Below are 25,623 nucleotides of genomic sequence, written 5' to 3'. Positions count from 1 at the left end.
CGATCAGCCGACGTGCGGCGTGATGATCCCCAGGGGCAGGGTGGTGACGTTCTTCACCCCGCGCGTGACGATATGGCTCTCGCAGTTGGAGACGATGCCCAGCGTCAGCAGCTTGTCGCGCAGGAACTGGTCGAAGGCGTGCATGTCGGTGGTGATGATGCGCAGGACATAGTCTTCGCGCCCGGTGATGGTGGCGCACTGCACCACCTCGGGCCAGCCCTCGACGGCTTCTTCGAAGATCTGCAGATTGTCGCGCGTCGGCAGGCTGAGCTTGACGATGGCGTAGACCTCGAAGTCCAGGCCCAGCAGACCGGCGTCCAGCAGCGTGACACGCTTGCGTATCAGGCCAGAGTCCTCCAGTCTCTTGATCCGGCGCCAGCACGGCGACGCCGACAGGCCGACGCGATCAGCCACCTCCGCGACGGACAGGCCTGCGTCCTGCTGAAGGATGTCAAGGATGCGCGCGTCGATGGGGTCGAGTTCGTCGGCCAAAGGCTTTCTCCGAATTTGCTTTCTGCGCAATAAAATACCTCAAATTGGTATTTGGCAAGAGTGTTTTTGGAAGAGCTAACAGTGAGCCGACATGCTATGCCCTAGTTCATAAGGAAACGCGGCCGGTTCAACCGGACGGGAGGCATTGATGAAGAATACCCCGACGCTGTCGCTGCGCGTCCCGGAGCCTTCGGGCCGGCCGGGCGACACGCCTGATTTCAGCCATTTGAAGCTCGACGAGCCCGGCGCGGTCGCCCGCCCCGACGTCAGCACGACCCCTGCCGAAATGCGCGATCACGCCTTCCGCCTGATCCGCGTGCTGGACGATCAGGGCAAGGCCGTCGGGCCGTGGGACCCCAAGCTGGACCCTGAGACCATGCGTCGCGGCCTGAAGGCCATGATCCTGACGCGCGCCTTCGACGATCGGATGCACCGCGCCCACCGCCAGGGCAAGACCAGCTTCTATATGAAGTGCACCGGCGAAGAGGCCATTGCGGTCGCGCAAGGGATGATCCTGAGCCGCGAGGACATGGGCTTCCCGACCTATCGCCAGCAGGGCCTTCTGATCGCGCGCGATTATCCGCTCGCGACCATGATGAACCAGATCTATTCGAACGCCGAAGACCCCATCAAGGGCCGCCAGCTGCCGATCATGTACTCGGCCAAGGACTACGGCTTCTTCACCATCTCGGGCAATCTGGGCACGCAGTATGTTCAGGCCGTGGGCTGGGGCATGGCCTCGGCCATCCGCGGCGACGACAAGATCGCCATCACCTGGATCGGCGACGGCTCGACCGCCGAGAGCGACTTCCACTCGGCCCTGACCTTCGCCGCCGTCTATCGCGCGCCGGTGATCCTGAATATCGTCAACAACCAGTGGGCCATCTCGTCCTTCCAGGGCATCGCCGGCGGGCTTGAGACCACCTTCGCCTCCAAGGGCATCGGCTATGGCCTGCCCGCCCTGCGCGTCGACGGCAACGACTTCCTGGCCGTCTGGGCCGCGACCCAATGGGCCGAGGAACGCGCCCGCACCAATCAGGGCGCGACGATCATCGAGCTGTTCACCTATCGCGGCGCCCCGCACTCGACCTCGGACGACCCCAGCCGCTATCGCCCCGGCGACGAGCACGAGAAGTGGCCGCTGGGCGATCCGATCGCCCGCCTGAAGCAGCACCTGATCGGCCTGGGCGAATGGTCGGACGAACAGCAGGAAGAAGCCGAGAAGGAAGCGGTCGAGAAGGTCCGCGCCGCCGCCCGTGAATCCGAGGCCATCGGCACGCTGGGCCAATCGCGCCCCAGCGTGAAGACCATGTTCGAAGAGGTCTATGCGACCGAGGACTGGCGTCTGGTCGAACAGCGTCGCGAAGTGGGAGTCTGAGTGATGGCCGAGATCAACGACAAGATTGAAGCCGACATGGTCGACCAGAAGGACGCCCCGGCGTCGGTCGCCCCGGACGGCCCCGCCATTGCGCCGATGAACATGATCCAGGCCTTGAACTCGGCCCTGGACGTCAAGATGGCCGAAGACCCCACCGTCGTCTCCTACGGCGAGGACGCGGGCTATTTCGGCGGCGTCTTCCGCGTCACCGACCACCTGCAGAAGAAGCACGGCCTGAACCGCAGCTTCGACGCCCCGATCTCGGAATCCGGCATCGTCGGCACGGCGATCGGCATGGCCGCCTATGGCCTGCGCCCGGTCGTCGAGATCCAGTTCGCCGACTACATCTATCCGGCCTACGACCAGATCGTGTCCGAAGCGGCCAAGATGCGCTATCGCTCGGGCGGCCAGTTCACCACGCCGATGGTGGTGCGCAGCCCCTACGGCGGCGGCATCTTCGGCGGCCAGACGCACTCCCAGTCGCCGGAAAGCCTGTTCACCCACATCGCCGGCCTGAAGGTGGTGATCCCGTCCAACCCATACGACGCCAAGGGTCTGCTGACCGCGGCGATCGAGGACGACGACCCGGTCATCTTCTTCGAGCCCAAGCGCCTCTACAACGGCCCCTTCGACGGCTGGCACGAAAAGCCGGTCAGCCCGTGGAAGGCGCAGGACCTGGCCCAGGTCCCGACCGGCAAATACGTCGAGCCGATCGGCAAGGCCCGCGTGATGAAGGAAGGGTCCGACGTCACCATCCTGGCCTACGGCACCATGGTCTGGGTCGCGCTGGCGGGCGCCGAACATGCGGGCGTGGACGCCGAGGTCATCGACCTGCGCACCCTGGTGCCGCTGGACATCGAAGCCATCGAGGCCTCGGTCAAGAAGACCGGCCGCTGCGTCATCGTGCACGAGGCGCCGAAAACCTCGGGCTTCGGCGGCGAGCTGAGCGCGCTGGTGCAGGAGCGCTGCTTCTATCACCTGGAGGCGCCGGTGGCGCGCGTGACCGGCTGGGACACGCCCTATCCGCACGCCTTTGAATGGGAATATTTCCCCGGACCGCAGCGGGTCGCGGACGCGCTGAAAGCCGTCATGATGGGAGGTCGCTAAGATGGGTCGTTTTGTTTTCAAGCTTCCTGACGTCGGCGAAGGCACCGCCGAGGCTGAACTGGTCGGCTGGCACGTCAAGGTCGGAGACACCGTCGCCGAGGATCAGATCGTCGCCGACGTCATGACCGACAAGGCCACGGTCGAGCTGACCAGCCCGGTCGCGGGCGTCGTCACCGCCCTGCACGGCGAGCCCGGCCAGATGATGGCCGTGCGCGGCCCCCTGGCCGAGTTCGAGGTCGAGGGCGAAGGCAACGCCGCCGCCGATGAGCCGGCCGCCGCGCCTGTCGTGGCTGAGCTCAAGCCGGCCCCGGTCGCCGCCGAAGCGCCCAAGGCTGAAGCCGCTGCGGCGCCCGTCGCCGCCGCCGGCGCGAACCACGTCTTCAAACTGCCTGATGTGGGCGAAGGCACCGCTGAAGCCGAACTGGTCGGCTGGCATGTGAAGGTCGGCGACACGGTCGAGGAAGACCAGATTCTGGCCGAGGTCATGACCGACAAGGCGACGGTCGAACTGACCAGTCCCGTCTCCGGCGTCGTCGTCGCCCTGCACGGCGAAGCCGGTCAGCAGATCGCCGTCGGCGGCCCGCTGGTCAGCTTCAACGTGGCGGGCAAGGGCAACGTCGCCGAAGTCCCCGCCGCTGCTCCGGCGTCTGCCGCCAAGGCCGAGAAGGCCGCGCCGGCTCCTGTCGCCGCACCGGCCGCCAAGCCTGCCGCTGCGCCCAAGGCCGACGCCAAACCCGTTCCAGCCCTGACCGGCCGCCAGCCGGGCGAGCGCCCGCTGGCCTCTCCGGCCGTGCGCAACCGCGCGCGCGACCTGGGGATCGACCTGGTCTTCGTGCCGGGCAGCGGACCCGCCGGCCGCATCGAGCACGCCGATCTGGACGCCTTCGTCGCCCGCGGCGGCGCGTTCGCCCCGGCCACGGCCTCGGGCGGCTCGCTCTACGCCAAGGCTGAGGGAACCAATGAAGTCCGCATCATCGGCCTGCGCCGCAAGATCGCGGAGAAGATGGCCGAGAGCGTCCGTCGCATCCCGCACATCACCTATGTCGAGGACATCGACATGACGGCGGTGGAAGAGCTGCGCGCCCACCTGAACGCCCAGAACAAGGGCACGGGGAAGCCCAAGCTGAACGTTCTGCCCTTCATCGCCCGCGCCGTCGTCGTGGCCCTGAAGGACCAGCCGAACATCAACGCCACCTATGACGACGAGGCGGGCGTGCTGACCCAGCACAACGCCGTCCATCTGGGCATCGCCGCCCAGACGCCGAACGGCCTGATGGTCCCGGTCGTCCGCCACGCTGAGGCGCGCGACGCCTATGACACCGCCGAAGAGATCGCCCGCGTCTCGGGCGCCGCCAAGGACGGCAGCGCCAAGCGCGAGGAGCTCAGCGGCTCGACCATCACCATCACCTCGCTGGGCACGCTCGGCGGCGTGGTGCACACGCCCATCATCAACCACCCCGAAGTCGCCATCGTCGGTCCGAACAAGATCGAGGAGCGCGTCGTGGTGCGGGGCGGCCAGATGGTCGTGCGCAAGATGATGAACCTGTCCTCCAGCTTCGATCACCGCATCGTCGACGGCCATGACGCGGCGGTCTTCGTGCAGAAGATCAAGACCCTGCTGGAGAACCCGGCGACGTTGTGGATGAACTGATCGAACTCAACCCCTTTTGCTCATCCCTGCTAAGGCGGGGGTGAGCGGAGGAGAGGATGTCGCAGATGAAAACTGGCACCCTGATCATCGCTGCCATGCTCGCTACAGTCTGCGCCGCGCCTGTTCTCGCCTGCACGCCTTCGCCCAACTACGTGGAACGTAGGCAGGAATACGAGGATCAGGGCCTTCGGCGCGCCACGGTGCTGTTCCGTGGGATCATCGAAAACTATCAGCAGCCCGATGGCCGATATGGAAACGCCAACATGGAAATCCGTCGAACCCAGACATTCTGGGGGCGGGGCGAACCAGACCGGCTTGCAATTCCGTGGGAGTATTTCGTGAACTGCGCGCACGGAAATCTGCACGCCGCCGTGGATCAATATGGAGAGCATCCGGGCTTGCCGGTCGTAAGAAACGGCCTTGGCGTGACCTTGCTTGGCCGACCCGAAGACGCTTCCGCTCCTTGGGACTTCATCATCCTGGTAGACAACGCCCCTGACACCCAACGCGTTCTGCGCCGCTTTCAAGAGTTGAAACGAGCCCAATGACCCAGACCCTCAAGACCAAAGTCCTGATCATCGGCGCCGGGACCGGCGGCTATGTGGCGGGGATCCGTTGCGGCCAGCTGGGGCTGGAGACCGTGCTGGTGGACGCCTCGCCGGGCCTCGGCGGCACCTGCCTGAACGTCGGCTGCATCCCGTCCAAGGCCATCATCCACGCGGCGGGCAAGTATGAGACGGTGGCCAAGGCCGCATCCGGCGACGGCGCCCTGGGCATCACCGCCTCGGCCCCGGCCATCGACCTGTCCAAGACGGTCGAGTGGAAGGACGGGGTGGTCAAGAAGCTGAACGCCGGCGTCGCAGCCCTGCTGAAGAAGGCCAAGGTCAAGGTCATCAAGGGCTGGGCCGAGTTCTCGGACGCCAAGACCTGCACGGTGAAGACCGACGACGGCGAGATCCGCATCTCCGCCGAGCACGTCATCCTGGCCACCGGGTCGGAGCCGGTCGAACTGCCCTTCCTGCCCTTCGGCGGCGACGTGATTTCGTCCACCGAGGCCCTGAGCCTGCCGGAAGTGCCCAAGAAGCTGGTCGTCGTCGGCGGCGGCTATATCGGCCTGGAGCTGGGCATCGCCTTCCGCAAGCTGGGCGCCGAGGTGGCCATCGTCGAGATGGCTGATCGCATCTTGCCGCTCTACGACAAGGCCCTGACCGACCCGGTCGCCAAATGGCTGGAGAAGCACGGGGTCCAGTTGCTGCTCGGCGCCCGTGCGGGCGGCTTCGGAGACGGCAAGCTGAACGTCACCGACAAGGACGGCAATCCGATGCAGTTGGACGCCGACAAGGTGCTGGTCACCGTCGGCCGCCGCGCCCGGACCCAAGGCTGGGGCCTCGAAAACATGGGCGTGGCCATGAACGGCCCGTTCGTGAAGATCGACGAGCGCTGCGCCACCAGCATGAAGAACGTCTGGGCCATCGGCGACCTGACCGGCGAGCCCATGCTCGCGCACAAGGGCTCGGCCCAGGGCGAGGTCGTCGCCGAGATCATCGCCGGCCATGACCGGGTGTTCGATTCGACCACCATCGCCGCCGTCTGCTTCACCGAGCCGGAGATCGTGTCGGCGGGCCTTGGCCCCGAGGACGTGAAGGGCCGCGACGACGTGATCCAGGCGGTCTTCCCCTTCGCCGCCATCGGCCGCGCCCTGGCCATCGAGGCGGGCGAGGACGGCGGCTTCGTCCGCGTCATCGCCTCCAAGTCGGATCACCGCCTGCTGGGCGTCCAGGCCGTCGGCCAGCACGTGTCGGAGCTGTCCAACAGCTTCGCCCAGATGCTGGAAATGGGCGCGGTGCTGGAGGATGTCGCCGGAACCATCCACGTCCACCCGACGCTGGGCGAAGCCTTCCACGAAGCAAGCCTACGGGCGCTCGGGCACGCCATACACATCTGAGGGCGCTATGCTCGGGTCGCGGAACCTCGCGACTTGAGCGCAGTTGAGCGGGCCGCGATCGTCGGCCCTTCGGGACCTCCCGACCCGACGCGGCCTGAGATTCCCTCCGCGCTTAGGGGCAAGAAAAGGGGGCGCGCGGCGAATGCAGCGCGCCCCTTTTTTGCGTCTAGCGCCTGCTAATCAGTTCTTGGGGGGAACGCGCGTGTCCGTGGCCGGATCGACGGCGCCGGGGCGTCCCTTGGCGGCGGCCTCGGCCTGATTGGACCCCAGCTTGTCGGCGACCTTGCTAGCGCCTTCCTCGACCGCCTGAGCGGCCTTCATGGCGCCGGATTCGACCACTTCGCCGGTCTGGGCGGCGACGTCGGCGGCCTTGTCGCCGGCGGCTTCGGCGTTGGCCTCGGCCTGGTTTTGCTCGGCCTGGGTGCAGGCGGCGGCGCCGAGCGCCAGGACGGAGGCGGTGGCGATGGTCAAGGTGCGGATGCGCATGGGTGAACCCCTCTGAGATAGGAACCTTTGCCTTAACGCCGGCGGTCCGGCGCGGGTTGCGATCACCCTCAGTTCAGGTCGACCGGCAGCGTCTGGCTGGCCAGCAATTGCTCCATCGTCTTCCAGTGGTCCGGCCCCTGCCGCTCGACCCAGGCCTGCACCATGTCGCGGCCGAGGCCATAGTTGATGATGTAGGAACGATAGGTCTCGATAAAGCTCAACCGCTGCGCCGCCCGGTCGCGCGCCACAAGGCTGTATTTCTGCAGCTGATCCAGCGCCGTTTCGCGGTCGATGCGCCCCGCCAGATAGGCGTCCGCCACCGTGTATTCCGCCCGCGCCAGCTCGCGCGTCAGGGTCAGCAGCTGCGTCTGCGCCTCGGCTGTCGCCGGGTCCAGCCCGGCCAGCGGATACAGCACCTGGGCCTCAAACTCGGTGCGTTCATGGCCGGGGAAGGCCAGGTCGATGCCGTAGTTGGCGCTGCCCTCGGCGATGAAGGACATGGGGCTGAACAGGGGATAGACGCTCATCTCGACCCAGCCCCTGTCCTTGACGAAGGTCTGCTCCAGCAGGGCGTTGTAGACGTGGTGGCCGGGATACCCCTCGTGACAGCCCAGATCGACCGCGCGGTCGATATAGATCGGCAGGTCGGTGTTCACCTGGATCAGGCTGAAGGCCCCGCCCTTGAACCAGTTGTATCCGGACCACGGCTTGTCATTGACGAACTCCAGCGTGAAGGTCTCGCCGGCGGGCAGGGTCATGCGGCGCTCGGTGCGCGCCTTGCACTCATGGATGGCCGCGCGCATCACCGTGTCCAGCCGGCCCTTGGGGATGACGTAGCGGGCGCGGAAGGCGGCGACCCGTTCCGCCAGCGGCCCCTCGCCGGGGATCAGGGCGTCGATGCGCGCCAGCACCGGATCATAGGACGACAAGGGCCGCAGCTCCGGCCGCACCCCGAACAGAGCCTCGGCCTCATCGGCGAAGCCCATTTTCTCGCCCTGCAGCATCCGCAGCCGCGCCGAGGCGGCCGCGACATGGGCCTTCAGATAGGCGCGGCGCTGGCGGCTCTGGGCGTCCAACCCATGCTCCGGCAGGGCGTCCAGGCGCTGGGAGAGGTTGGCCGCGCCCTTGGCCAGCTGGGGCAGGGCGCGCGGCCGCGCCTTGGCCGTCTCGGCCCACTCCGCCGGGCCGTAGTAGGCGTCGACATAACCCGGCTCGCGCTCGCCGATCTCCAGCGTCAGGGCGACGTAATCGCGCGCCACGGCGTCCAGACTGTCGGCGTTCGGCTTCGGCGTCGCCGCGCAGGCGGCCAGAACGGCGACGGCGCCCGCCAGGGCGGCGATGGTGGTAGCGCGCATGGACATCTCCCTCTCTCGACCCTGACGCTAGGCCTTCGCGCGCCGCTCGCCAAGAAGCGGCCGGCGGACGCAGTTCAGGGATTGAGACCGCCCCGCCCATGCTGTAAGCACCGCCGTCCGGCCTCGTCGCCGCAGACGCACCCGTAGCTCAGCTGGATAGAGTGCTGCCCTCCGAAGGCAGAGGTCACAGGTTCGAATCCTGTCGGGTGCGCCACTTCGGTTTAAAACCGAGAACTCCGCCAGCGGCGGCGTAATTCCCACCATCACTGGACGCTAGGGCCCGGAGAAGCTCGGTTCTCGAGCCGATGATGCGCGCTTCGGTCTTGCTGATGACCTCTACGCGTTGCGTGAGGGCGCGCAGGTGATCCCGACGATAGCCGCTTGTGCGATCCCGCAGTTTACGCCGCGCGGCGGTGGCGAACCGCGCCAAGGCGTCCGACGTGATCGTGGGCGCCAACCGCTCCACTGAGGCGCTGATCCGATCGGCGTCCGCCCTTGCCTGATCGCGGATGCTGGAGAGTTCGGCGACGCGATCCTTCAGCGAAGCGTCGTCCGGCGACAGCAGACCGTTCTCGATAGCCTCGTAGAGCCGATTAAGCTTGGCCTCGGCCTCGGTGGCGCGCTTGCGCATCTCTGCGATATGGCTGCGCCGTTGGTCAGCCCATTCCTCCCGCCGATCCAAAAGCTGCTCCATCAGCGTGGCAAGTCTGTCCGGATCGAGCAGCCGGGTTTCCAGGTGGTCGATAATGGCGTCGTCCAGCTTGTCCATAGGGACGGCCAAGCCAGTGCAGCCCGCCTCGCCCATGCGAGCCTTGGTCGAACAGGCGTAGTAGCGATACTGGCCGCCCGCCTGGCCCTTCCCTGTCCGCAGGGTCATCGCGCCGCCGCAGAATCCGCAGAAGCAGATGCCCGTCAGCAGGTTTGGCCCGCTCGAGACGCGCGGCGGCGTCCACTTGGGGTTCCGCGACGCCAGGCGCACCCGGACCGCCTCGTAGTCTGCCTTCGACACGATGGGCGGCACCGACATCACGGCGTGCTCAGACTCTGGCTTCGGCGTCCTGGTCTTGTGGTCGCGGGTGTTGAACCGGTGCTCGCCCATATAGGTCGAGCGGGTCAGGATCTGATGAACGGCGCTGATGCCCCAGCGCCCCCCGTCCCGCGTGCGGATGTTCTGATCGTTGAGCCGCGTGGCGATGGTCTTCAGCCCCATCGGTCCCTGCGAGCCGTCGCCGGTCAACGCCCAGCGATAGATTGTCCGCACCGTCTCAGCCTGGAGCGGATCGATCTCCAGCGCCTTCTTGATCTTGGCCCCACGCTGCTCCGCCGCGACGATGCGGTAACCGATGGGCGGCCGGGCGCCGTTCCAGAAACCCTGACGGGCGTTTTCCTTCATGGCCCTGAGGGTGTGTTTGGCGTTCTCGCGGGATTGATACTCGTCGAAGAGCGTCATGATCTGGCGCATCATCACGCTCATGGGATCATCGCCCAGCTCTTGGGTGATGGAGACCAGACGCACGCCGTTCTTCGCCAGCTTCCGGACGTAGAACTCGAACTGGAACTGATCGCGGAAGAACCGCGAGAAGCTGTGCACCACGATGATGTCGAAGGCGGGCGGCTTGATCAGCGGCCTCGATCATGGACTGGAAGGATGGCCGCCGATCGTCGGTGGCGGTGTTGCCCGGCTCGACATACTCCGCCGTCGTCTCCCATCCCTTGCTCTCGCAGTAGGCTTCAAGCTGACGGCGCTGATCGGGGATCGACAAATCGTTGACGGCCTGTCGTCCGGTCGAGACCCGAAGATAGAGGGCGGCGCGGCTCTGGAGGCCTGCTGTCGTGGCAATAAATTTGCGGCTCATGCCCTGCTCCTCTCAGAGGCGCGGACCCAGCATCTCGTCGAGCACCTCGCCAAGCCACGCCTCCACCGCCAGAAGCTCGGCCGGGGTGATCGGGAGATCATCGGGCCAGGTGTCGGTGACGCGGACGGCCGACTGTACGCCAACTCGCCGGGCGGCCGGAGTCCGGCGCCGGCACGCCACGGGCTCTGATGACGGCTGGACATACATAGCCAGCAAGCTGTCCGCTCCATAAGCGCGCGCATATTCGTAACCTCTCCCTCGCAAATCTCCGGAGGCCGCTTTCTCGCAAAGCGGATCGATCCCTCGATCCATGCCAGGCCCCCAGCGGCAGCGGCCGACCGGGTCAACGCCTGCGGCGCCCGCCGCAGCCCGCAGGGCGCGAAGCGGGGTTGAAGCGGGCGGACGGCGCTGCTCCCCACCCCAAAATGAGGGTCAATACAGCCAAGCCTGTCAGACAATGCCGGCGCAAAGCCTATCCTGCCCTAGACCCTCATTGCCGTTCAGAAGGCTCGCAACCGCCCGCCTCATCGACGGCTCGGCCCAAGCGAACGAGCGCCTGCGCCAGACGCGCTTCGACCGCCTGCTGGTCGATACCCAGATGCTCGGCGATCTGATCTAGGGACATTCCGGCGAAGCGATGGAGAACGAAAGCGTCGCGAGATTCGCGTGGCAGTCGGCGGATCGCCCGGACGAGAACCCGGCGTTGGTGTTCTTCGGCTGATCGACGAGGACGCCGTCGGAGCGGCGAGGGCCAGCGCCTCATGGGGTCGCCTCACATTCCACCCCGATGGCGGCCTCCACTGCGCAGAGGAGGTCGCAGATGGCCTGATCGATCGCGTCGGACGGTAGCGGTAGTTCCGGATCGCACATACCTGAGCGCAAGGCGCCGGAGACGTAGAGAGGGCCGAGCACAGCAGCGAGTTCGGCGATGCCGTCTGGGATGCCTCGAAACCCCAGCATCCGGACGCACCGAAGCGCCTTGGTCAGGTCGTGACGCAGGTGGGTGCGATTCCAGTCGTCGGAGAGCCCGCGATGGAGCAGGTAGGCTTTGAGGCCGAGTTCGATGGCGATGGCCGAGTGGTAGGCCGATCGGACGCCGACGCGGTCATCGTCGGTCCAGGCCATCGCGTGGAAGGCGCGCGCGTTATGGGCGAACGCCCGTGCAAGGTGGGGGTTGGGGTCGCGCCGGCGGGTCCTCATGACACCGCGCTCGCTGAGCCCTGTGTCGCTTCCCCGCGAGGAGAAATCGCACGTCTTTGGGTATCCTGGTGGTCAGGCATGCGTGACCTCCCGCGCAGCCGCCCGGTCGCTCAGATCATGCTGAACGGTGGAGTTTCGGAGTATTTCGGTTAGAGTTCAGCGGAATTCGCCGACCGAGTCAACAGAATTCTGCAACTAGTCGGAGATTTTCGCTAAAAATGATCAATCCCGCCCAAATCCGGATGGCACGTGCAGGCCTTGGCATCAGCGTTCGAGTTCTGGCTGAACGGTCCAACGTGGCTGAATCAACCATTCACCGCTTTGAGGCTGGCAGGGGTGGAATGCAGACCAGTACACTCGAGCGCCTTCAGTCCGCCCTCGAAGCGGACGGCGCTATCTTCGTGTCAGCCGATGCCACGGGCGGACCGGGTGTCCGACTGAAGAGCTGACTCTCTCGGAACCCACCTCACAATCTGCCTGTCAATCGCTCACCTTGTAGCGAATCGCGCTACGTTTTATTGACTCACGTAGCACGTGGCGCTACATGCTATCTGGAAGACTGCCGCCGTGATCCTCAGCTGGAAGGGTAAACAAGCCAGGGAGGTCTTTGAGGGCAACTGCCCCAAAGGTTTTCCGGCCGACCTCTTCAAGCGGGTGCGGCGGAGCCTCTTCCAGTTGGATGCGGCGACGCGGCTCGATGATCTCAAACATCCCCCGGGGAACCGCCTGCACCGCCTGCACGAAGACCGGGCGGGGCAGTGGTCGATCAGTGTGAACGACCAGTTCCGCATCTGCTTCCGATGGACCGATCAGGGCCCGGAGGATGTTGAGTTCGTAGATTACCACTGAGCGGGGGCTTGGTGGAGCGGTCCGGGATCGGACCAGGAAGAGAGAAGTTCGCCGATGGAGATGCATGACTTCGCCAACTTCGCGGCGCCCGCGCCGCACCCTGGCGAACACCTGCGGGAAGACTACCTGCCTGCCTACAATCTCAGCGCCGGCGCCCTCGCCAAGGCCATGGGCCTGAAGGATCGTGCCCGTATCGAGCGTCTGGTGCGTGAGAAGCAGTCGGTCACGGCCGACACGGCGCTGCGCCTGGCCAAGGTGTTCGGCACGTCACCCCAGTACTGGATCAACCTCCAGACCACGCATGATCTGTCCAAGGCCGCAATCGAGGGGCGCGGGGAACTGGAGAGGATCGAGCAGTTGCACGCGCCAGCCTAAGACGCCGGGCTCTCTGACCCTTCCGCCTTGCGCCAGATTCAGACATTCCCCAGCATGCGAAAACGCGACGTTCAGCCGGGGCGGTGAGCGCCAGTGAAGCTAAAGGTGCCTTAAGGGTCAGAGCGATCATCCTTCCCTGCCCCAGACCGGACCAGACTGGCGCACGGCCTCCAGGACCTCGTCCATGCGATTCGGGGAGATCGTGATGGCCTCATGCCAGTCCACCCTGGGCGACGCGGGGTCCGCCCTGATTTTCTCCAAGCGGGCGTCGATGGTCGCCCTGAAGCGGTCCGTGAACAGCTCCGGCCATGACTTCACCAGGGCGGCGCCGTACTTTTCGCTGTTGTGTTTGAGCGCGTTGTTGAGGTCCCTGATGGCGGCCATCCGGGAGTGGACCGTAATGCCCTTGCCCCGCAGGAGGCTGACGAGTTTCTCGTGATCAGGCCTTCCGGGCGCCGTCGTCCAAGAGGCGACGACCCGCTCCCAAAGATGGTAGACGGCGATGACATGAGCCTTGCGCATGATGTCGCCGGTCTCGTGGATCATCATGAGCTCGTCCTCGAAGGCCATAGATCGGTCCCAGACCTTGATGTCGTCCTCCCAGACGACGTCGGGAGTCCCGCTGTCCGCGATGACGTGACCCCCTGAAACTCCTCCAGGAATAGCTAGAGTCCGCCCTAACGAAGGACGGACAGAATGAAGCGATCAAGGTTCACGGAAGAGCAGATCATCGGGATCCTGCGGGAGCAGGAAGCCGGAGTGACGACGGCGGAGGTGTGTAGGCGTCACGGGGTCAGCTCGGCGACCTTTTACAAATGGAAGGCCAAGTTCGGCGGGCTCGACGTGTCGGAGGCTCGGCGGCTGAAGACGCTTGAAGACGAGAACGCCCGGCTCAAGCGAATGTTGGCGGACGCGATGCTGGACAACGTGGCCCTGAAGGACCTGCTGGGAAAAAAGTGGTGACGCCCGCCGGCTGGCGCGAGGCGGCTGGTCATCTGCAAGCCGCCTACGAGATGAGCGAAAGGCGGGCGTGCCGTGTTCTGGGCGTCGATCGGACGAGCGTGCGCTATCAGGCGACGCGCCCGGACGACGGCGCCCTGCGCGACCGGCTGAGGGCCCTCGCCCAGGAGCGTCGCCGGTTCGGCTACCGCCGCCTGCACGTCCTGCTGCGGCGCGAGGGCCATGCGGTCAACAAGAAGCGGGTTCAGCGGATCTATGTGAGGAACGGCTGACGGTGCGCCGGCGCGGCGGGCGGAAGCGAGCAATGGGCACGCGGCGACCGCTGGACCTGCCGCTGGTGGCCAACCAGCGCTGGTCGCTGGACTTCGTCTCTGACCAGATGACGGACGGGCGGCGCTTCCGCATCCTGACGGTGATCGACAACTGCACCCGCGAGTGCCTGGCGTTGGTGGCCGACACCTCGCTGTCGGGCGCTCGGGTGGTGCGAGAGTTGGACGCCGTCATCCGGCAGCGGGGCCGACCCGACACCATCGTCAGCGACAACGGCACGGAATACACCTCGAACGCCGTCCTGGCGTGGGCCGACGACACCGGCGTCGGCTGGCATTACATCGCGCCGGGCAAGCCCCAGCAGAACGGCTTCAATGAGAGCTTCAACGGGCGCCTGCGTGACGAGCTGCTGAACGAGACGCTGTTTCGATCCCTGCCGCACGCGCGCGCGGTGCTCGAGGCCTGGCGGCGTGACTACAACGAACGGCGACCGCACTCGAAGCTCGGCTGGCTGACGCCGCAGGCCTACGCGCAAGCCCTTGCTGGAAACGCCGGGCGGCCTGCTGCGCTGGTTGACGGCTGCGCAGGCCGCCCTATTGCCAACCCAACCAATCTCTACCCAGATCAACCTCGGACTCTTGTTATGGCTGGATGAGAAACGGGGGGCACGTCATACCTAAGCGACGACGCCTTGGCCGTGTTTGCCCACGCCGTAGCTTGAATTGTTCGCCGAGCGATGTTCATATTCGCCTATGAGGCGATTTCTCGACAGTCTGTTGGAAACGTCACCCGCCTACCAAGTTCGGCGGGACAGCGATGGCTTCTTGCTGATCGGCAATCCGAAGCGAGCCGCCCAGTTCAACGATATAGTGCGACAAGCCACCGACGACGCTGGCGAAGATTACGTGGCCTTTCCCATCAGCGATGGCGACCACGGCTACAGTCAAATGTTCATTCTCCCGCTGGACGACATGCCGCCTTCCTGACGACCGTTCTGAACCTTCGGAGGCATCACGGCTTCCGATGGTATGTCTGTGCTTCTCCACACCTTGCTCGAAGGCTCGCCCGCCTACGGCGTGATCGATGCCAAAGATGGCTTCGTCCTGTTCCGACGATCTGGGTTTGAGGACGAGTTCAACGCGGTGGCGGCTGAAGCCATCCTGACGTTGGGCGACCAGTGCGATGTGATCCCGCTGGTGAAAGGCGACGACTGCGACCGGCTCTTTCTTGCGGGCTTAAAGGGTAAGCCCAAGTTCGGTTGACGCCTAGCCGATCCATGAGAGCCTGTTCTCCCGACTTCGAATAGGAGAACGGCCCTGACCAAGCGTGTGGCGATCTATGCTCGTGTGAGCACGGCGGATAAAAACCAGACCGTCGAGAACCAGCTTCGTGATCTGCTGGCCGTCGCCGAGCGTCAGGGCTGGACGGTCGTCGCCACCTTCACCGACGAAGGCATCAGCGGGGTGAAAGGCCGCGACCGGCGCCCCGGCTACGACGCTTTGCTAAAAGGCGTGGCCCGCAAGGACTTCGAGCAGATCATGGCGTGGAGCGTGGACCGCCTTGGCCGCAGCCTCCCCGATCTGGTCAGTTTTCTGAACGACATCCAGTCCAAGTCCGTGGACCTCTATCTCCACCAGCAGGGCCTCGACACCTCGACGCCCAGCGGGCGGATGATGTTCCAGATGCTGGGCGTCTTCGCCGAATTCGAGCGAGCCATGATCCGTGAGCGCATCATGGCTGGGCTTCGTCGCACGACCAAGAAGAGCGGTCGTAAACCGATGCCGCAGGACCGTGTGGAAGCGATCAGGAAATCGTTGGGCGACGGTCTGGGCATCCGCGCCACCGCCCGCCTCCATCGTGCGTCCACGACCACGGTGACGACCATCGCCCGCACGCTGAAGACAGTGGAAGAGGACCGTCAGGAGAGCGTGGCGGCGTAAATCAGGCGGGTTGCTCGGCCCGATATTCGATCCGCTCACCCCCCGACAAAACATGGGCGCCGGGCGTTAAAGTGGCTGGCTGAACGTCGCGCCGACCAAGGATATGAAACACCTCCTCCCCACGAGCGAGAAGGTAATCGGCGATGATGCGCCGATGGCACCGCCACCACACCGCTTCAGCGCACATGATGGCGATCCGCTGCTCTGAGCCCAGAGCGCGGAGCGCGGCCATGCCCTCCGCGAAGTCGGGGCCAAGGGCATAATCGGCGTAACGTCGAAAGCTCTTCACTCGCCAATAGTCGTTCGGCGACTCCTCTTCCGGCATCTGCTTTTTGCGCAACCCTCCGAGGGCGGCGAGGTGGCGATACCCGATCTGGTAGTCCTGAAGGCTGGTCGGCAACACATCGCGGTTGAACTGCGGGTTGGTGCGGGACCGGGGCATGGAGCGCACATCCACAACCATGCCGATCCGGCTCTCCATCAGAAGCTCGACGAACTGATCCAGTGTGCGCGTCGCGTGGCCGATGGTGAAAAAAGGCTGAGCCATGACGAGATAACTCGCTGGCTGAAACTTCGATCAAACGCTGGCTTGGGGTCGGTGGAAGGGAGCCGTCAGGAGAGCGTGGCGGCTTAAGCCAGAATCGTTTTGGCCATCACGTGATCGGTTTCAGTTCCGAATACGAACCGCACTTCCACGCCGCCGTCGCCTCGCCCGAAAAAAGGAGCCTCAACCGGCTGGATATTGACGGCGACGAGTAGCTCCTTCGCTTCTTCAGCGGCGACCTGCTGGGCAAGCGGCGTGAGGTTGAGCCGCCCAACGTTAAATCCGGCAGCTTTCAATGCGTTTTCAAGCCGTCGCTCTACGGCGGTGACTTCGGTCGCCTCGATCACATGCGCCAACCGCCTCATCTCTCACTCCCCCCAATCCCTGATCGACTGCCGACAAACCCGGTCGCTTGTCGTCGTTACGGCCTACCACAGCGTTGACCGGAATCGCCTCGATGACGATGGCTGGACGCTCCAGATCAGAGGCAACGCAATGACCGAGGAAAACCGCCCCCCGAGGAATCTCTTCGGGTGCGCCATCTTTCCCAACATCGTTGAAAACGCTGCGGAATTACCGTCCGCACGACCGTCTTTCGACGATTGCTACACAACTCTGCTACACAATTCGACTGACGATCAGGGGATAAACCGTTCTGATCATTCAGGAAAACGGTCAGGCGGCTGCTAGGGCGGCATTGTTAAGGTCGGTTTTTGAGGGTCTCGTTGATCGCGATGAGCCTCTGCTCAAGGACGCCCAACATCCACATGAAAATCGAGATAACGCAAAGGGGTCCGATGATGACCAAAAAGAGCAGCCAAACCACATTGTAGGGCTCCCAAGCGAACAAAAACGAGAATATCGCCAAAGAAATGGCTGTCAAAACGGTTCCGTTCGCGCCCAATGAACGCATTCCTGACGAACCTTCGGCGTTACTTCCGGCTTTTCCTCGATTGGTCGCCTCCCAGACACGAGCAAACATCGCGCGTTCTGCCGGGCTGCCTCGAAGATAAACTTGTCTCTGCGCGGGGCTTAGTTGATCATGTTCGCCATCTCTCAGCATGGCCGTTCCTCCAGCTTCCCGCCACCTTATAGCTGATAGAACATTGATTAGTGAAGGCGATCATTGCCTCATCGCATGTGCGATAGGTCAAGGCCGGGATAGCGCACTCGGTCGATGGCCTCTTTCAGCGTCGCGATCTGATAGCCGTTCCCATAGGTATCAGCCACGGAAGCGGAACCGTTCCCGGCCGTCCATCCGCCCAATGCCAATGCGATGTCACGGTCGATGCGCGCCTCGCGAAGGGCGTCTCGGAAGCCGTGCCGAAAGCTGTGAAAGTAGGTCTTTGGCGATCCTGCTCCGGCCTTGGCGACGAAACGTCGAAACCACGCAGAGAAGGTTGTGGAGCGATAGCCGGTGGCGCCCATACCCACCTCGGCGAACAGCTTGGTTTCACCAGCGCGCTTCCGCTGGCGGACGAAATCCATGAAGCCGAGGTCGATCAAGGTTCTGTGGATCGGGACGACCCGTTCGCTGGATGCGGTCTTCAGCCGTTTGTCATTGTGGTCGCCCTCTGATCGTTCAGTGATGACGAAACAGTCCACGCCGTCGATGCGTCGAATGTCGGCCACGTCGAGTTGGCAGGCCTCGTTCAAGCGAAGGCCTCCGAACATCGCCAGCAATGGAATCTAGAACCGAGCGTTGCGGGGCCGCTCCGGGCCGGGCGTGGCGTAGCCGTGCCCGTCGTCGCGGCAGCCGGTGTAAAGCGGCGCCGAGAATATCGCTTGTAGCTGACCGGTCGAGAACGGGAGCCGTTTGTCACGACGAGCAACCGGATCGGGCACGCGCAGGCCCTGCGCCGGATTCGCTCCAGCATCTCTTCCTTCACTGCCCAGTTCAGCACGCCGCCGAGCTTGTTCAGGTAGGTGTTAATGTTGGCGGCGTTGATCAGGTCGGTTCGCCCCTCTGCCTTCGCCCGTTCGGCGATCTCGACAGGGGAGAGCTTCGGGAAAAGCTTGGAGGCGTTGCGGGGCTGCCAGCGCAGCACCTCGATCATTTCGCGGCACTGGCTACGACTAATGGAGCGCACTGGCGTATCTGCGCCGAGGATCGCCACCACCAGACGCTTGGTCGTCTGATAAGCCATACGCGTGGTCGGCGACCAGTCGCGCGTCGGATCATCCATATAAGCGTCATAGAGATCGCCGAACGTGATGCCGTTCGGCTCCTCAGGCTCGGCGACCGACGCCGCCGCCGCAAAGGGCGCCGGTTCGGCAAACGCTTCGAGCATGATCGGATCGACGTTCAGGCCAGCCCTTGACCGGGCGATTTCGAACTCATGCTCGATCTGGGAAGCCACTCGTAAGGCGCGACGCTTGGCTACCGTCGGGCTGTCCGTCCCCAACGATCTCCAGACTTCTCTCCTGCCAATAATGGCTCGAAGAGCCTCAGGAACTCGCCGCCGGTAGTAGATGCGACCGCCACTGCGTTCGACCAAATGCGTTCGAACATTGTGTAGCAGGTTTGTGTAGCAGCCGCCTGACCGTTTTCCTGAATGATCAGAACGGTTTATCCCCTGATCGTCAGTCGAATTGTGTAGCAGAGTTGTGTAGCAATCGTCGAAAGACGGTCGTGCGGACGGTAATTCCGCAGCGTTTTCAACGATGTTGGGAAAGATGGCGCACCCGAAGAGATTCGAACTCCTGACCCCCAGATTCGTAGTCTGGGAAAAATCATAAACGCATCAACGGACAGGGGAGGGCGACCTTGTAACAGAATGCCGTCCGATGGTCATAGCTATGGGTACGGGAACAAAAGGCGAACAATTGACTCGCCACAAACCGGGTTCGCCACTAGGAGTCCGCCTCGGTCGGTGCATGAGGAGGACGAAGATGGAAACGAAACCCCTTGGCCCCGATGAGGCCTTCGCTCGCGATCTGGAGAAGCTGGACCGCGACCTGGAACAGCGCGAGCGCGCGGACATCCCTACCCCGACAGTTGATCTGGTCGCCGGGCTCGTCGCCGGAATGCGCCTGGTGGGGCGGCCGCAATGAGTGAGCGGGACAAGGAACTCGCCGCACTGATGCTGCGCCTGACCGGCCTGGACCTGACAACCGCAGATGGCCGGGCTGGAGCCGGGTGCATCCTGCGCGAGATCGAGTCGAAGGCCCCTGGGGCTTTGGCCCGGCTGCGCAGAGCCTGCACGACGCGGGGCGCGACGGCGCATTGAGCCATGTCTTTGGAAGAGGACACCCCCTTCTGGCGCGGCATCGGATCCGTTTCTGACGACGACTTCCCCATCGGTCTGCGCCACTTCCCTTTGATCGAGGCGCCCGACCGGGGAAACCTGCTGCGCGTCCTCTGCTGCGCCTGTCGCGCACGGAGGCAGATCTCGGGCCTGGAGCTGATCAGGGACTTCCCGGACTGGCTGACCCGCGATGCCTGCGAGTGGGCATGCACGCTGCGTTGCGAAGGCTGCGGCTCCCAGCGGCTGGCCCTCTCGATCGCCGACGACCCGTCAGCCCAGGGCTTTCGAGAGGGACCGGGCGACACGTCTGAAGTCGTGCGCATCCGCCGGCTGCTCGCCTGGTTGCCTGAGGGCGGGCTGCGTTTGGATGATGTCGCCTACCTCCTGCGCGACGTGAACCACGTCTGCCTGTCGGCGGCGGGGATGCCCAAAGAAGTGATCAGCCTGTTCAGCTACGGCGGCCATCACTGCGCTGACTACTGGCCCAGATCTCGTCTGGCGGCGAAGCGCGGCAAATGATCCATGGGCATGAACCCTCGCTACAACGCCTGGACACGCGCTCAGTGGATGGGCCGCGCCGCCAAGGTCGGCGACCTGCAGCGCCAGGGCTGGCCGGTCGTAGCCCACTGCCAACGCTGCGGTCTGGAGATGGATGTCGATCTGTCGGTCGTGCGCAGAGCGCTCGGGCCGGACTTTGTGCTCTGGGGCCGGACGGCCCGCTGCCGACGCCGCCGCTGCCAAGGCCGGATGCTCTTCTGGACTTATCCGCCCGAAGGCCGCGGCCTCAGGGTCGAGATGTTCTAGATGGGGTAGCGCAATCTGGCGGGCCACCACCCCTACAGCCGCCTCTGCGACTCGACAGCGCGTGAAAGCCGTGATCGGTTCCGCCTATGTGCAACCTCTACCGCCAGCGCTCGGGGCCACAGGCCATCATGGACGCCGCCAGGGCCATGCGTTCGGACGTGGGCAACCTGGCGCCGGGCGACATCTACCCCGACTACAGCGCCCCGATCGTGCGTTGGGACGGTGACGACCGGATCCTGACCACGGCGCGCTGGGGCCTGCCCTCATCGCGCAAGGCTATTCTCGAGAACGCGACCCGGCGGGCCGATAGACTGCGGGCGAAAGGACAAGAGGTCGACTTTCCCAAACTGCTGGAGCTGGAGCCGGACAGCGGAACGACGAACGTGCGCAACACCTCGTCCGCCCACTGGCGCCCTTGGCTCCGGCCGGTGAACCGGTGCCTCGTCCCCTTCACGTCTTTCAGCGAGCCCGGCCGCGACGCCGAGGGCAAATATCGGCCAGTCTGGTTCGAGCTGGCCGGCGATGACCCGGAGCCCCTCGCCTTCTTCGCCGGCATCCACGTCACGGACTGGACCTGCGTGCGCAAGATCAAGACCGGCATGGAGACCTGCGACCTCTTCGCCTTCCTGACGACCGAGCCCAGCGAGCCGGTGAAGTCCGTCCACCCCAAGGCCATGCCGGTGATCCTGACTGAACCCGAAGAGATCGAGGTCTGGATGAACGCGCCGTGGGAGACCGCGCGAGAGCTTCAACGGGCGCTGCCGGACGGCGCCCTGGTCATCCAATGAGTGAGGCCGATCTAGACAAGGCGGCGCGGTTCGAGGCCGAAGCGCGGGACCTCCACCGCCGGTCGTGGTCGGCCCGCACCCGGCCCGGCTCGATCATCCTGCGCTTCATGGCGCTATGGAAGGAAGAAGCGGCGCGGCTGCTGAAGCAGCGCTGCCGTTCCGCTGCTGGCGATTCGGCCGTCTGATATTGTCCGAAAGCAACGGCGGCCTTGTGCAGAACCGCCATTGCCAAGGGAGTCCTAATTACTCCGGGCGACCAGTAGCGGGCGCGCGGTCTTGGGTCATGTCGACATGTGCCGGATTAGGCGTCAGGTCGAGCATTGCGCCGGTTCCCGCATCGATGCCCGCACCAATGATGCCGCCGACAAGCACGTTTCCAGCCATGGCCACGCCGCCGCCGGTCGAGACCTTATTGGTCACGGTTACGGTCGCGGGCTGATACCCATCCAAGGTCAAGGTCGCGATGAACTCCGACTTGCGCGGCATTTTGATAGAGCAGGGCGTGGCCTGGCATTGGAAGCCATTCGACGTCTCGACTCGAGCGCCGGGCGGTGTCGAGGTCACTTCCCAGGCGGTTTTGGTGCCGCGCGTGACTGAGGCACAGGCAGACGTGAGCGATGTGGCGACGCCAAGCGCCGCCAGAATGACGATCTTGTTCATTTTTTGGGATGCCCCGAAAGTTAATCGCCCAAGCCCCCTGCCTAAGCGCATAACGGCGGAATATCACGCCGTTCGTACAAGTCTAGACAGCGAAGTTAGGATTTTTGGAACGTGCCAGGCGGCATGCTCGCGACTCAGCTACACCGCTGCGCCATGACCCTCGATGAACTGAACGCCACCCTCGACGCCATGGCCGCTGCCGACGACCCCAACCGTTTGCCCGGCCTCATCGAAATCAACAGCGCCGAATGGTGCGAAACGCTCTATCAGATCGAACACACGGCCAAGTCATTAGACGAAGGGGTCCGACATCGAGGGATCAAGATCGCCATCTCCTCCGCGTTTGACACCCGCGTGATGACCCGCGCCGAGGCGGGCGAGCGCGGCGCGCCCTATCGCGATCTGGAGCCTAGAGCCTGAAGCGCAGAAAGCCCCGCCACCCGGTGAGGGCGACGGGGCGTAGCGGTTTGCCTGAACTGGGGCGCTATGTGAGGGTCGCGTCCATGAAGCGCCACCCCACGACCGTCGCGGACCTTGAAGAATTTGCGGAACAGCTTGAGGGACCGCTCGGCACAGCTCTGCACTCGACTGGGATCGCTCTGGAGAGACGGATGCGTGAAGAAGGCCTGGCCTGGTCAGACCTCAATGACAATCAGGTCGCAGAGCTATTTCTGACAGCCTTCGTAGAAGCCGCACCTGACGCCTACCCGCATCTCGAACGAGAGATTGTGGAAGAAGCCGTGCAGGCCATCGCAGCGAACATAAGGATGGAGCTGGCCGCCAACGCTGGCGGCAGCACTACGCCGAACTGAAAGCCCCTCGCCGGCGCTTGGGGCATCCGGCGAGGGGCTCTGTCCAGAAGGCAGCCCCAGAGGATGGGAAGGGCTGCGATGAGCCAACTGACCGGACTGAAGACGGTTCCAAACGAAGAAAGGCCCGCCCTCCGAAGAGAGCGGGCCTCGATAGCGGAGCCTGAAGTTATTCATCCGGACTCTTAGTGATGTTCCAAGTCTTAACTACCGCTAAGTCGCTCTCATCATCCGAGTCGATGCCCAGAAGAAGTTCAAGGATACCGGGTTCCTCGAACGAAGCGTATGTGTGGCAGATGGGCAGGATGACGCCTGTGCTCGTCCCATCTAGTTCCAGATCATGCTCGATAGCCCACTTGATCTCGCCATTGTAGCGAAGCTTGGGAAACAGCGTCGCTTCTCCAGTCTGGCTGACGTCACAGATAATGCTGATACCTAAGCGCAGCCTTGCGGGGAAGCGGGAAAACTCGAACTGACCGTCTGTGACGGCTCCCATAAACGACATCCCTCCGTTTGCTTCGAAACGGATATCGTCATAGGCAAACGCCGTAAGAACGTTGATCTTGTCGTTCATTGAATAGTTTCGTCAATCGCTGGTCGTGAAAACGCAACTTCCTGCCAGGCAGGCACCTCGGTGTCATTCCCGAAAATATTACGCGACGCCAACACCTTCACGACTTCATCTTTCACGCCAGCCGCTACTCGGGTGTCAACTTCCCCAGCGGTTAGAACTGCAGGGCGTTTTCCGACTTCGCACTCTATCGTTCCAACGATCCATGCATTCAAGCTGACCTTCATCATTGCGGCTCTATTCGCCGCGGCTTGGTGCAGTTCCGGCGTCATTCGAAGGGTCATTGTCCCAGACAATGGCTTCTGAACGGTCTGCCCTAGCGACGCGCACCATTCCTTGTAGTCCTCGATGGTGTCAGCAAAGGCTTGCCGCACCTCGGAAAGGTCTCGCACAGAGAAAGTGAGAACATCACGAGTGTTGATGACTTCGCCGTGAATGACATTGGCGTCAAGATCTATCGTCAGTTGGGCGATGTAGCCCTCATATGTGACTGTTGATGTCATCTCTCTCCACCGTCTGCCTCAAAAACCTTCTCACCGATTGGAGCGCCCCTTTGTCGCACTCCTTTTCAGGGTGCGGACGATGAAACGAACCTTTTACTCCTTCCAGTTCGAAGCGCACACGTGACCCACGTCCCTCTGATCTAGTGGCGCCAAGCCACACGATAAGAGCTTCGATATCGGTCCATACGACATTGCTCCGCGTTGGTTCCGCGAAGATAGCCGCATATGTGCGAGCATGCTTTCCACTGGTTGGCGGTGATACCATTAGATGGTGTCAAGTCCCTTAAGCCGCAATCGGTGCGGCGTAAACAGGATTCGTTGAACCGCGCCCTCAAAATGAACGATGATTCGTGACAAAGGCAACTGTTCGCTATTTGTTGCGGCTGTCGCTTGCAACGCGGGCTAGCATCCCCATTAGGATACGAGCCTCGGCTCATTAGGCCCGTCTGAGTCCCAATGCGGCAGACGGGTTTTCTTATGCCCGTCAGCCAGGCCTGGGCGGCAGTTCAGGCGGCGGCGGGCAACTCAGTCCCTTCATGCCGTTGTCGGCCGCCCAGCGGCACAGTCGCCCGACTGCATCCCACCCCCGCTCGCCCCAGCCTTCGACGGCGATGTCATGAGCGATGCCGGCGGCCTCGCTGCGCACCGCCTCGGCCGGCATGATCGGCTTGGCCTCAACGGCCAGGTCGGCACTCGGCGGGTAGATCAGCGTCACGCGTTCCCTGCTCGCGCAGGCGGTGACAAGCAAGAGCGACGCGGCCAGCAGTGGGGCGAGCGTCGGGGATCGCAGAGACAGCATCGGTCCGTTCCTTTTCCAGTCGGGTATTGATCTTCAGGTCGGTCAGCCGCTGATCGGCCGCCCTATCGCGGGCCGCCGCGTCCGTGGCGCGGGCTTGGGCGTTTGCGGCCTGGACGGCGCGCTCTTGCCTGGCGCGCTCGCGGCCGCCCGCCGTGGCGGACCACCAGATCAGGACGATCATCAGCAGCAGACCGATCGCCGCCAACGCCCAGCCAGCGGCGGTCAGGGTGCGGAAAGCTTCTCTCATAGCGCCAGCTCGAAGTGCGGGCTGTCGGTCTCGCCCCGCTCGCGCGGCTTGCCGTTGCGGTTCCAGTCGGCGCCCCAGCGGATCGGGACGCCTAGCTCGGCCGCCGCCGCGAGCATGGCCGTGGCGATGGCGTCGAACTTCGGAAAGCGAACTGGCCCCTCCCAATCCACCGGGAACGGGATCAGATCGACCGCGTGGCCGTAGCCGGTCCGGGCGTTGACGAAGTGGTTGCTGGCCAGCGTCCAGGTGATCTTGGGGCCGGGCTTCGTGCGGCCCTGCGCATAAAGCTCGCGCTGGCGCTGCGGCGTCCGAACGCCCTCCAGCACGGAGAAGTCGACGGATGATAGCTGAATGGCCCGCTCGACCACTCGGACGAGATCCGGGTGGACGCCAGCGAGCCGGGCGCGCGACTGCGCACCAAGGCGAAAGGCCATGATGGTCTCCAGTTCAGATTGTGAGGAACAGAAAGCGCCGTTTCAGCGCTGCTTATGGGCTGGGCGGCAGCGCGTAGGAGTAGGAATGCTATCGGTGAAAGAGCAGATCGTTGCTGACGCTTGGATGCAGCATTTTGGGGAGACTTTGCCTGTACTCGGATGTACCGAACTCGCGGCCCAGATTCTCCGAGATTACGGTGTGGACATCGAACTGGCGGCTCATCGCGCCGGTCCCATCTGGAAACGAGCGGCGTGAGCGCTCACTGTGCACCGACGGCGAACTGCCTGAACTTTAGCGGTACGCGCCCGCTGCATGATGCGGCGGCCTCCCTGACGCTCACTGGCTGGACAG

The 25,623-nt window shown here is 64.1% G+C and carries 39 protein-coding genes, 2 tRNA genes and 2 pseudogenes; 20 read left to right on the top strand and 23 right to left on the bottom strand.

Annotated features, from left to right (window positions below; all coding sequences use genetic code 11):
• Positions 1–3 precede the first annotated feature (3 nt).
• Positions 4–492, bottom strand: coding sequence for an Lrp/AsnC family transcriptional regulator (locus tag PIB44_RS14695; RefSeq protein WP_025976636.1), 489 nt, complete (start codon positions 490–492; stop codon positions 4–6).
• Between the two features lie 148 nt (positions 493–640).
• Here PIB44_RS14695 and PIB44_RS14690 point away from each other — a divergent pair, with 148 nt between their 5' ends.
• From PIB44_RS14690 to lpdA, 5 genes are read left to right on the top strand one after another with little or no spacing between them, the layout of a single operon-like run.
• Positions 641–1,870 carry a 3-methyl-2-oxobutanoate dehydrogenase (2-methylpropanoyl-transferring) subunit alpha gene (locus tag PIB44_RS14690; protein WP_278069941.1) on the top strand — a complete coding sequence of 410 codons (1,230 nt, stop codon included), beginning with the start codon at positions 641–643 and terminating at the stop codon, positions 1,868–1,870.
• Between the two features lie 3 nt (positions 1,871–1,873).
• The gene (locus tag PIB44_RS14685; RefSeq protein WP_278069940.1) at positions 1,874–2,977 is read left to right on the top strand and encodes an alpha-ketoacid dehydrogenase subunit beta; all 1,104 of its coding nucleotides are present in this window, start codon (positions 1,874–1,876) and stop codon (positions 2,975–2,977) included.
• Between the two features lies 1 nt (position 2,978).
• Positions 2,979–4,628, top strand: coding sequence for a dihydrolipoyl dehydrogenase family protein (locus PIB44_RS14680; RefSeq protein ID WP_278069939.1), 1,650 nt, complete (start codon positions 2,979–2,981; stop codon positions 4,626–4,628).
• A 56-nt stretch (positions 4,629–4,684) separates the two neighbouring features.
• On the top strand, positions 4,685–5,176 hold the full coding sequence (locus PIB44_RS14675; RefSeq protein WP_278069938.1) for a hypothetical protein: 492 nt from the start codon (positions 4,685–4,687) through the stop codon (positions 5,174–5,176).
• The gene (gene lpdA, locus PIB44_RS14670; RefSeq protein ID WP_278069937.1) at positions 5,173–6,573 is read left to right on the top strand and encodes a dihydrolipoyl dehydrogenase; all 1,401 of its coding nucleotides are present in this window, start codon (positions 5,173–5,175) and stop codon (positions 6,571–6,573) included. Before PIB44_RS14675 ends, lpdA begins: the two co-directional genes overlap by 4 nt.
• Positions 6,574–6,753: 180 nt before the next feature.
• Here the strand turns inward: lpdA and PIB44_RS14665 are convergent, their stop codons facing one another.
• Together PIB44_RS14665 and PIB44_RS14660 are read right to left on the bottom strand one after the other, a co-directional pair.
• Complete coding sequence (locus PIB44_RS14665) at positions 6,754–7,059, bottom strand: hypothetical protein (RefSeq protein ID WP_278069936.1); 306 nt, start codon at positions 7,057–7,059, stop codon at positions 6,754–6,756.
• Between the two features lie 68 nt (positions 7,060–7,127).
• A complete protein-coding gene (locus PIB44_RS14660) occupies positions 7,128–8,414 on the bottom strand; it encodes a hypothetical protein (RefSeq protein ID WP_278069935.1) in 1,287 nt (428 codons plus the stop codon).
• 137 nt (positions 8,415–8,551) lie between these two features.
• On the opposite strand from PIB44_RS14660, the gene PIB44_RS14655 reads away from it, so the two are divergent.
• Positions 8,552–8,628 (top strand) — tRNA-Arg (locus PIB44_RS14655).
• Here PIB44_RS14655 and PIB44_RS14650 read toward each other — a convergent pair.
• The 5 genes from PIB44_RS14650 to PIB44_RS14630 all read right to left on the bottom strand — a co-directional run bounded on the left by PIB44_RS14650 (position 8,599) and on the right by PIB44_RS14630 (position 11,470).
• Positions 8,599–10,005 carry a recombinase family protein gene (locus PIB44_RS14650; protein WP_278071006.1) on the bottom strand — a complete coding sequence of 469 codons (1,407 nt, stop codon included), beginning with the start codon at positions 10,003–10,005 and terminating at the stop codon, positions 8,599–8,601. The two genes, PIB44_RS14655 and PIB44_RS14650, sit on opposite strands and share 30 nt — an antisense overlap.
• Positions 9,893–10,270 carry a recombinase family protein gene (locus tag PIB44_RS14645; protein WP_278069934.1) on the bottom strand — a complete coding sequence of 126 codons (378 nt, stop codon included), beginning with the start codon at positions 10,268–10,270 and terminating at the stop codon, positions 9,893–9,895. Before PIB44_RS14645 ends, PIB44_RS14650 begins: the two co-directional genes overlap by 113 nt.
• 12 nt (positions 10,271–10,282) lie before the next feature.
• Positions 10,283–10,486 (bottom strand): hypothetical protein, encoded by a 204-nt coding sequence (locus PIB44_RS14640; protein WP_278069933.1) that lies wholly within the window; start codon positions 10,484–10,486, stop codon positions 10,283–10,285.
• 274 nt (positions 10,487–10,760) lie between these two features.
• On the bottom strand, positions 10,761–11,033 hold the full coding sequence (locus PIB44_RS15215) for an RNA polymerase sigma factor (protein WP_376787720.1): 273 nt from the start codon (positions 11,031–11,033) through the stop codon (positions 10,761–10,763).
• Entirely contained in the window at positions 11,030–11,470 is a 441-nt protein-coding gene (locus tag PIB44_RS14630) for a HEPN domain-containing protein (RefSeq protein ID WP_278069931.1), read from the bottom strand. Before PIB44_RS14630 ends, PIB44_RS15215 begins: the two co-directional genes overlap by 4 nt.
• A 218-nt stretch (positions 11,471–11,688) precedes the next feature.
• On the opposite strand from PIB44_RS14630, the gene PIB44_RS14625 reads away from it, so the two are divergent.
• The 3 genes from PIB44_RS14625 to PIB44_RS14615 all read left to right on the top strand — a co-directional run bounded on the left by PIB44_RS14625 (position 11,689) and on the right by PIB44_RS14615 (position 12,694).
• On the top strand, positions 11,689–11,919 hold the full coding sequence (locus PIB44_RS14625; protein WP_318035480.1) for a helix-turn-helix domain-containing protein: 231 nt from the start codon (positions 11,689–11,691) through the stop codon (positions 11,917–11,919).
• Between the two features lie 118 nt (positions 11,920–12,037).
• Positions 12,038–12,319 carry a type II toxin-antitoxin system RelE/ParE family toxin gene (locus PIB44_RS14620; RefSeq protein ID WP_278069930.1) on the top strand — a complete coding sequence of 94 codons (282 nt, stop codon included), beginning with the start codon at positions 12,038–12,040 and terminating at the stop codon, positions 12,317–12,319.
• 54 nt (positions 12,320–12,373) lie between these two features.
• Positions 12,374–12,694, top strand: coding sequence for a HigA family addiction module antitoxin (locus PIB44_RS14615; RefSeq protein ID WP_278069929.1), 321 nt, complete (start codon positions 12,374–12,376; stop codon positions 12,692–12,694).
• 126 nt (positions 12,695–12,820) lie between these two features.
• Here the strand turns inward: PIB44_RS14615 and PIB44_RS14610 are convergent, their stop codons facing one another.
• Positions 12,821–13,264, bottom strand: a complete 444-nt coding sequence (locus PIB44_RS14610) for a hypothetical protein (RefSeq protein ID WP_278069928.1) — start codon at positions 13,262–13,264, stop codon at positions 12,821–12,823.
• Between the two features lie 126 nt (positions 13,265–13,390).
• On the opposite strand from PIB44_RS14610, the pseudogene PIB44_RS14605 reads away from it, so the two are divergent.
• The 4 genes and pseudogenes from PIB44_RS14605 (at position 13,391) to PIB44_RS14590 (ending at position 15,864) form a co-directional block, all read left to right on the top strand.
• A pseudogene (locus PIB44_RS14605) lies at positions 13,391–14,579 on the top strand (IS3 family transposase).
• Between the two features lie 169 nt (positions 14,580–14,748).
• Positions 14,749–14,910: a hypothetical protein gene (locus PIB44_RS14600; protein ID WP_278069927.1), complete on the top strand. Its 162-nt coding sequence runs from the start codon at positions 14,749–14,751 to the stop codon at positions 14,908–14,910.
• Between the two features lie 42 nt (positions 14,911–14,952).
• Positions 14,953–15,186, top strand: coding sequence for a hypothetical protein (locus PIB44_RS14595; protein ID WP_278069926.1), 234 nt, complete (start codon positions 14,953–14,955; stop codon positions 15,184–15,186).
• Positions 15,187–15,270: 84 nt separating this feature from the next.
• Entirely contained in the window at positions 15,271–15,864 is a 594-nt protein-coding gene (locus tag PIB44_RS14590; RefSeq protein WP_278069925.1) for a recombinase family protein, read from the top strand.
• A 1-nt stretch (position 15,865) separates the two neighbouring features.
• Here the strand turns inward: PIB44_RS14590 and PIB44_RS14585 are convergent, their stop codons facing one another.
• The 7 genes and pseudogenes from PIB44_RS14585 to PIB44_RS14560 all read right to left on the bottom strand — a co-directional run bounded on the left by PIB44_RS14585 (position 15,866) and on the right by PIB44_RS14560 (position 19,215).
• Positions 15,866–16,411, bottom strand: a complete 546-nt coding sequence (locus PIB44_RS14585) for a DUF488 domain-containing protein (protein ID WP_278069924.1) — start codon at positions 16,409–16,411, stop codon at positions 15,866–15,868.
• A gap of 83 nt (positions 16,412–16,494) precedes the next feature.
• Positions 16,495–16,755: a hypothetical protein gene (locus PIB44_RS14580; RefSeq protein ID WP_278069923.1), complete on the bottom strand. Its 261-nt coding sequence runs from the start codon at positions 16,753–16,755 to the stop codon at positions 16,495–16,497.
• 353 nt (positions 16,756–17,108) lie between these two features.
• Complete coding sequence (locus tag PIB44_RS14575) at positions 17,109–17,471, bottom strand: hypothetical protein (RefSeq protein ID WP_278069922.1); 363 nt, start codon at positions 17,469–17,471, stop codon at positions 17,109–17,111.
• Between the two features lie 68 nt (positions 17,472–17,539).
• A complete protein-coding gene (locus PIB44_RS14570) occupies positions 17,540–18,064 on the bottom strand; it encodes a site-specific integrase (RefSeq protein ID WP_278069921.1) in 525 nt (174 codons plus the stop codon).
• Positions 18,061–18,768, bottom strand: coding sequence for a hypothetical protein (locus PIB44_RS14565; RefSeq protein WP_278069920.1), 708 nt, complete (start codon positions 18,766–18,768; stop codon positions 18,061–18,063). The genes PIB44_RS14570 and PIB44_RS14565 overlap by 4 nt, the downstream gene beginning before the upstream one ends.
• Before the next feature lie 21 nt (positions 18,769–18,789).
• Positions 18,790–18,906: pseudogene (locus tag PIB44_RS15210) on the bottom strand (DUF6538 domain-containing protein); the annotation flags it as partial.
• A gap of 179 nt (positions 18,907–19,085) precedes the next feature.
• A tRNA-Ser gene (locus tag PIB44_RS14560) sits at positions 19,086–19,215 on the bottom strand.
• A gap of 85 nt (positions 19,216–19,300) precedes the next feature.
• Between PIB44_RS14560 and PIB44_RS14555 the strand changes: the two genes are divergently transcribed.
• The 5 genes from PIB44_RS14555 (at position 19,301) to PIB44_RS14535 (ending at position 21,433) form a co-directional block, all read left to right on the top strand.
• Positions 19,301–19,462 (top strand): hypothetical protein, encoded by a 162-nt coding sequence (locus PIB44_RS14555; protein ID WP_278069919.1) that lies wholly within the window; start codon positions 19,301–19,303, stop codon positions 19,460–19,462.
• Positions 19,463–19,641: 179 nt separating this feature from the next.
• Entirely contained in the window at positions 19,642–20,175 is a 534-nt protein-coding gene (locus PIB44_RS14550; protein ID WP_278069918.1) for a hypothetical protein, read from the top strand.
• A 9-nt stretch (positions 20,176–20,184) separates the two neighbouring features.
• Entirely contained in the window at positions 20,185–20,460 is a 276-nt protein-coding gene (locus PIB44_RS14545) for a hypothetical protein (protein ID WP_134581747.1), read from the top strand.
• Between the two features lie 86 nt (positions 20,461–20,546).
• The gene (locus PIB44_RS14540) at positions 20,547–21,248 is read left to right on the top strand and encodes an SOS response-associated peptidase family protein (RefSeq protein WP_278069917.1); all 702 of its coding nucleotides are present in this window, start codon (positions 20,547–20,549) and stop codon (positions 21,246–21,248) included.
• Complete coding sequence (locus PIB44_RS14535) at positions 21,245–21,433, top strand: hypothetical protein (protein WP_278069916.1); 189 nt, start codon at positions 21,245–21,247, stop codon at positions 21,431–21,433. Before PIB44_RS14540 ends, PIB44_RS14535 begins: the two co-directional genes overlap by 4 nt.
• A gap of 58 nt (positions 21,434–21,491) precedes the next feature.
• Here PIB44_RS14535 and PIB44_RS14530 read toward each other — a convergent pair whose 3' ends face one another.
• A complete protein-coding gene (locus PIB44_RS14530; RefSeq protein WP_278069915.1) occupies positions 21,492–21,908 on the bottom strand; it encodes a translation initiation factor 2 in 417 nt (138 codons plus the stop codon).
• A 111-nt stretch (positions 21,909–22,019) separates the two neighbouring features.
• Between PIB44_RS14530 and PIB44_RS14525 the strand changes: the two genes are divergently transcribed.
• Positions 22,020–22,328, top strand: a complete 309-nt coding sequence (locus PIB44_RS14525; protein WP_278069914.1) for a hypothetical protein — start codon at positions 22,020–22,022, stop codon at positions 22,326–22,328.
• Between the two features lie 83 nt (positions 22,329–22,411).
• Positions 22,412–22,720, top strand: a complete 309-nt coding sequence (locus PIB44_RS14520) for a hypothetical protein (protein ID WP_278069913.1) — start codon at positions 22,412–22,414, stop codon at positions 22,718–22,720.
• Between the two features lie 166 nt (positions 22,721–22,886).
• Here PIB44_RS14520 and PIB44_RS14515 read toward each other — a convergent pair whose 3' ends face one another.
• The 6 genes from PIB44_RS14515 to PIB44_RS14495 form a co-directional block, all read right to left on the bottom strand.
• On the bottom strand, positions 22,887–23,291 hold the full coding sequence (locus tag PIB44_RS14515; protein WP_278069912.1) for a hypothetical protein: 405 nt from the start codon (positions 23,289–23,291) through the stop codon (positions 22,887–22,889).
• Positions 23,288–23,791: a type II toxin-antitoxin system HicB family antitoxin gene (locus PIB44_RS14510; RefSeq protein WP_278069911.1), complete on the bottom strand. Its 504-nt coding sequence runs from the start codon at positions 23,789–23,791 to the stop codon at positions 23,288–23,290. Before PIB44_RS14510 ends, PIB44_RS14515 begins: the two co-directional genes overlap by 4 nt.
• The gene (locus tag PIB44_RS15205) at positions 23,769–24,056 is read right to left on the bottom strand and encodes a type II toxin-antitoxin system HicA family toxin (RefSeq protein ID WP_376787719.1); all 288 of its coding nucleotides are present in this window, start codon (positions 24,054–24,056) and stop codon (positions 23,769–23,771) included. Before PIB44_RS15205 ends, PIB44_RS14510 begins: the two co-directional genes overlap by 23 nt.
• A gap of 219 nt (positions 24,057–24,275) precedes the next feature.
• Complete coding sequence (locus PIB44_RS14505) at positions 24,276–24,506, bottom strand: hypothetical protein (RefSeq protein WP_278069910.1); 231 nt, start codon at positions 24,504–24,506, stop codon at positions 24,276–24,278.
• Entirely contained in the window at positions 24,466–24,837 is a 372-nt protein-coding gene (locus PIB44_RS14500; protein WP_278069909.1) for a hypothetical protein, read from the bottom strand. The genes PIB44_RS14505 and PIB44_RS14500 overlap by 41 nt, the downstream gene beginning before the upstream one ends.
• Positions 24,834–25,271 (bottom strand): M15 family metallopeptidase, encoded by a 438-nt coding sequence (locus tag PIB44_RS14495; protein WP_278069908.1) that lies wholly within the window; start codon positions 25,269–25,271, stop codon positions 24,834–24,836. The genes PIB44_RS14500 and PIB44_RS14495 overlap by 4 nt, the downstream gene beginning before the upstream one ends.
• Between the last annotated feature and the right edge of the window lie 352 nt (positions 25,272–25,623).

The sequence above is a fragment of the Brevundimonas sanguinis genome (genome assembly GCF_029636725.1).
GTDB lineage: Bacteria > Pseudomonadota > Alphaproteobacteria > Caulobacterales > Caulobacteraceae > Brevundimonas > Brevundimonas sanguinis.
This window is presented reverse-complemented; position numbering and strand designations above follow the sequence as displayed.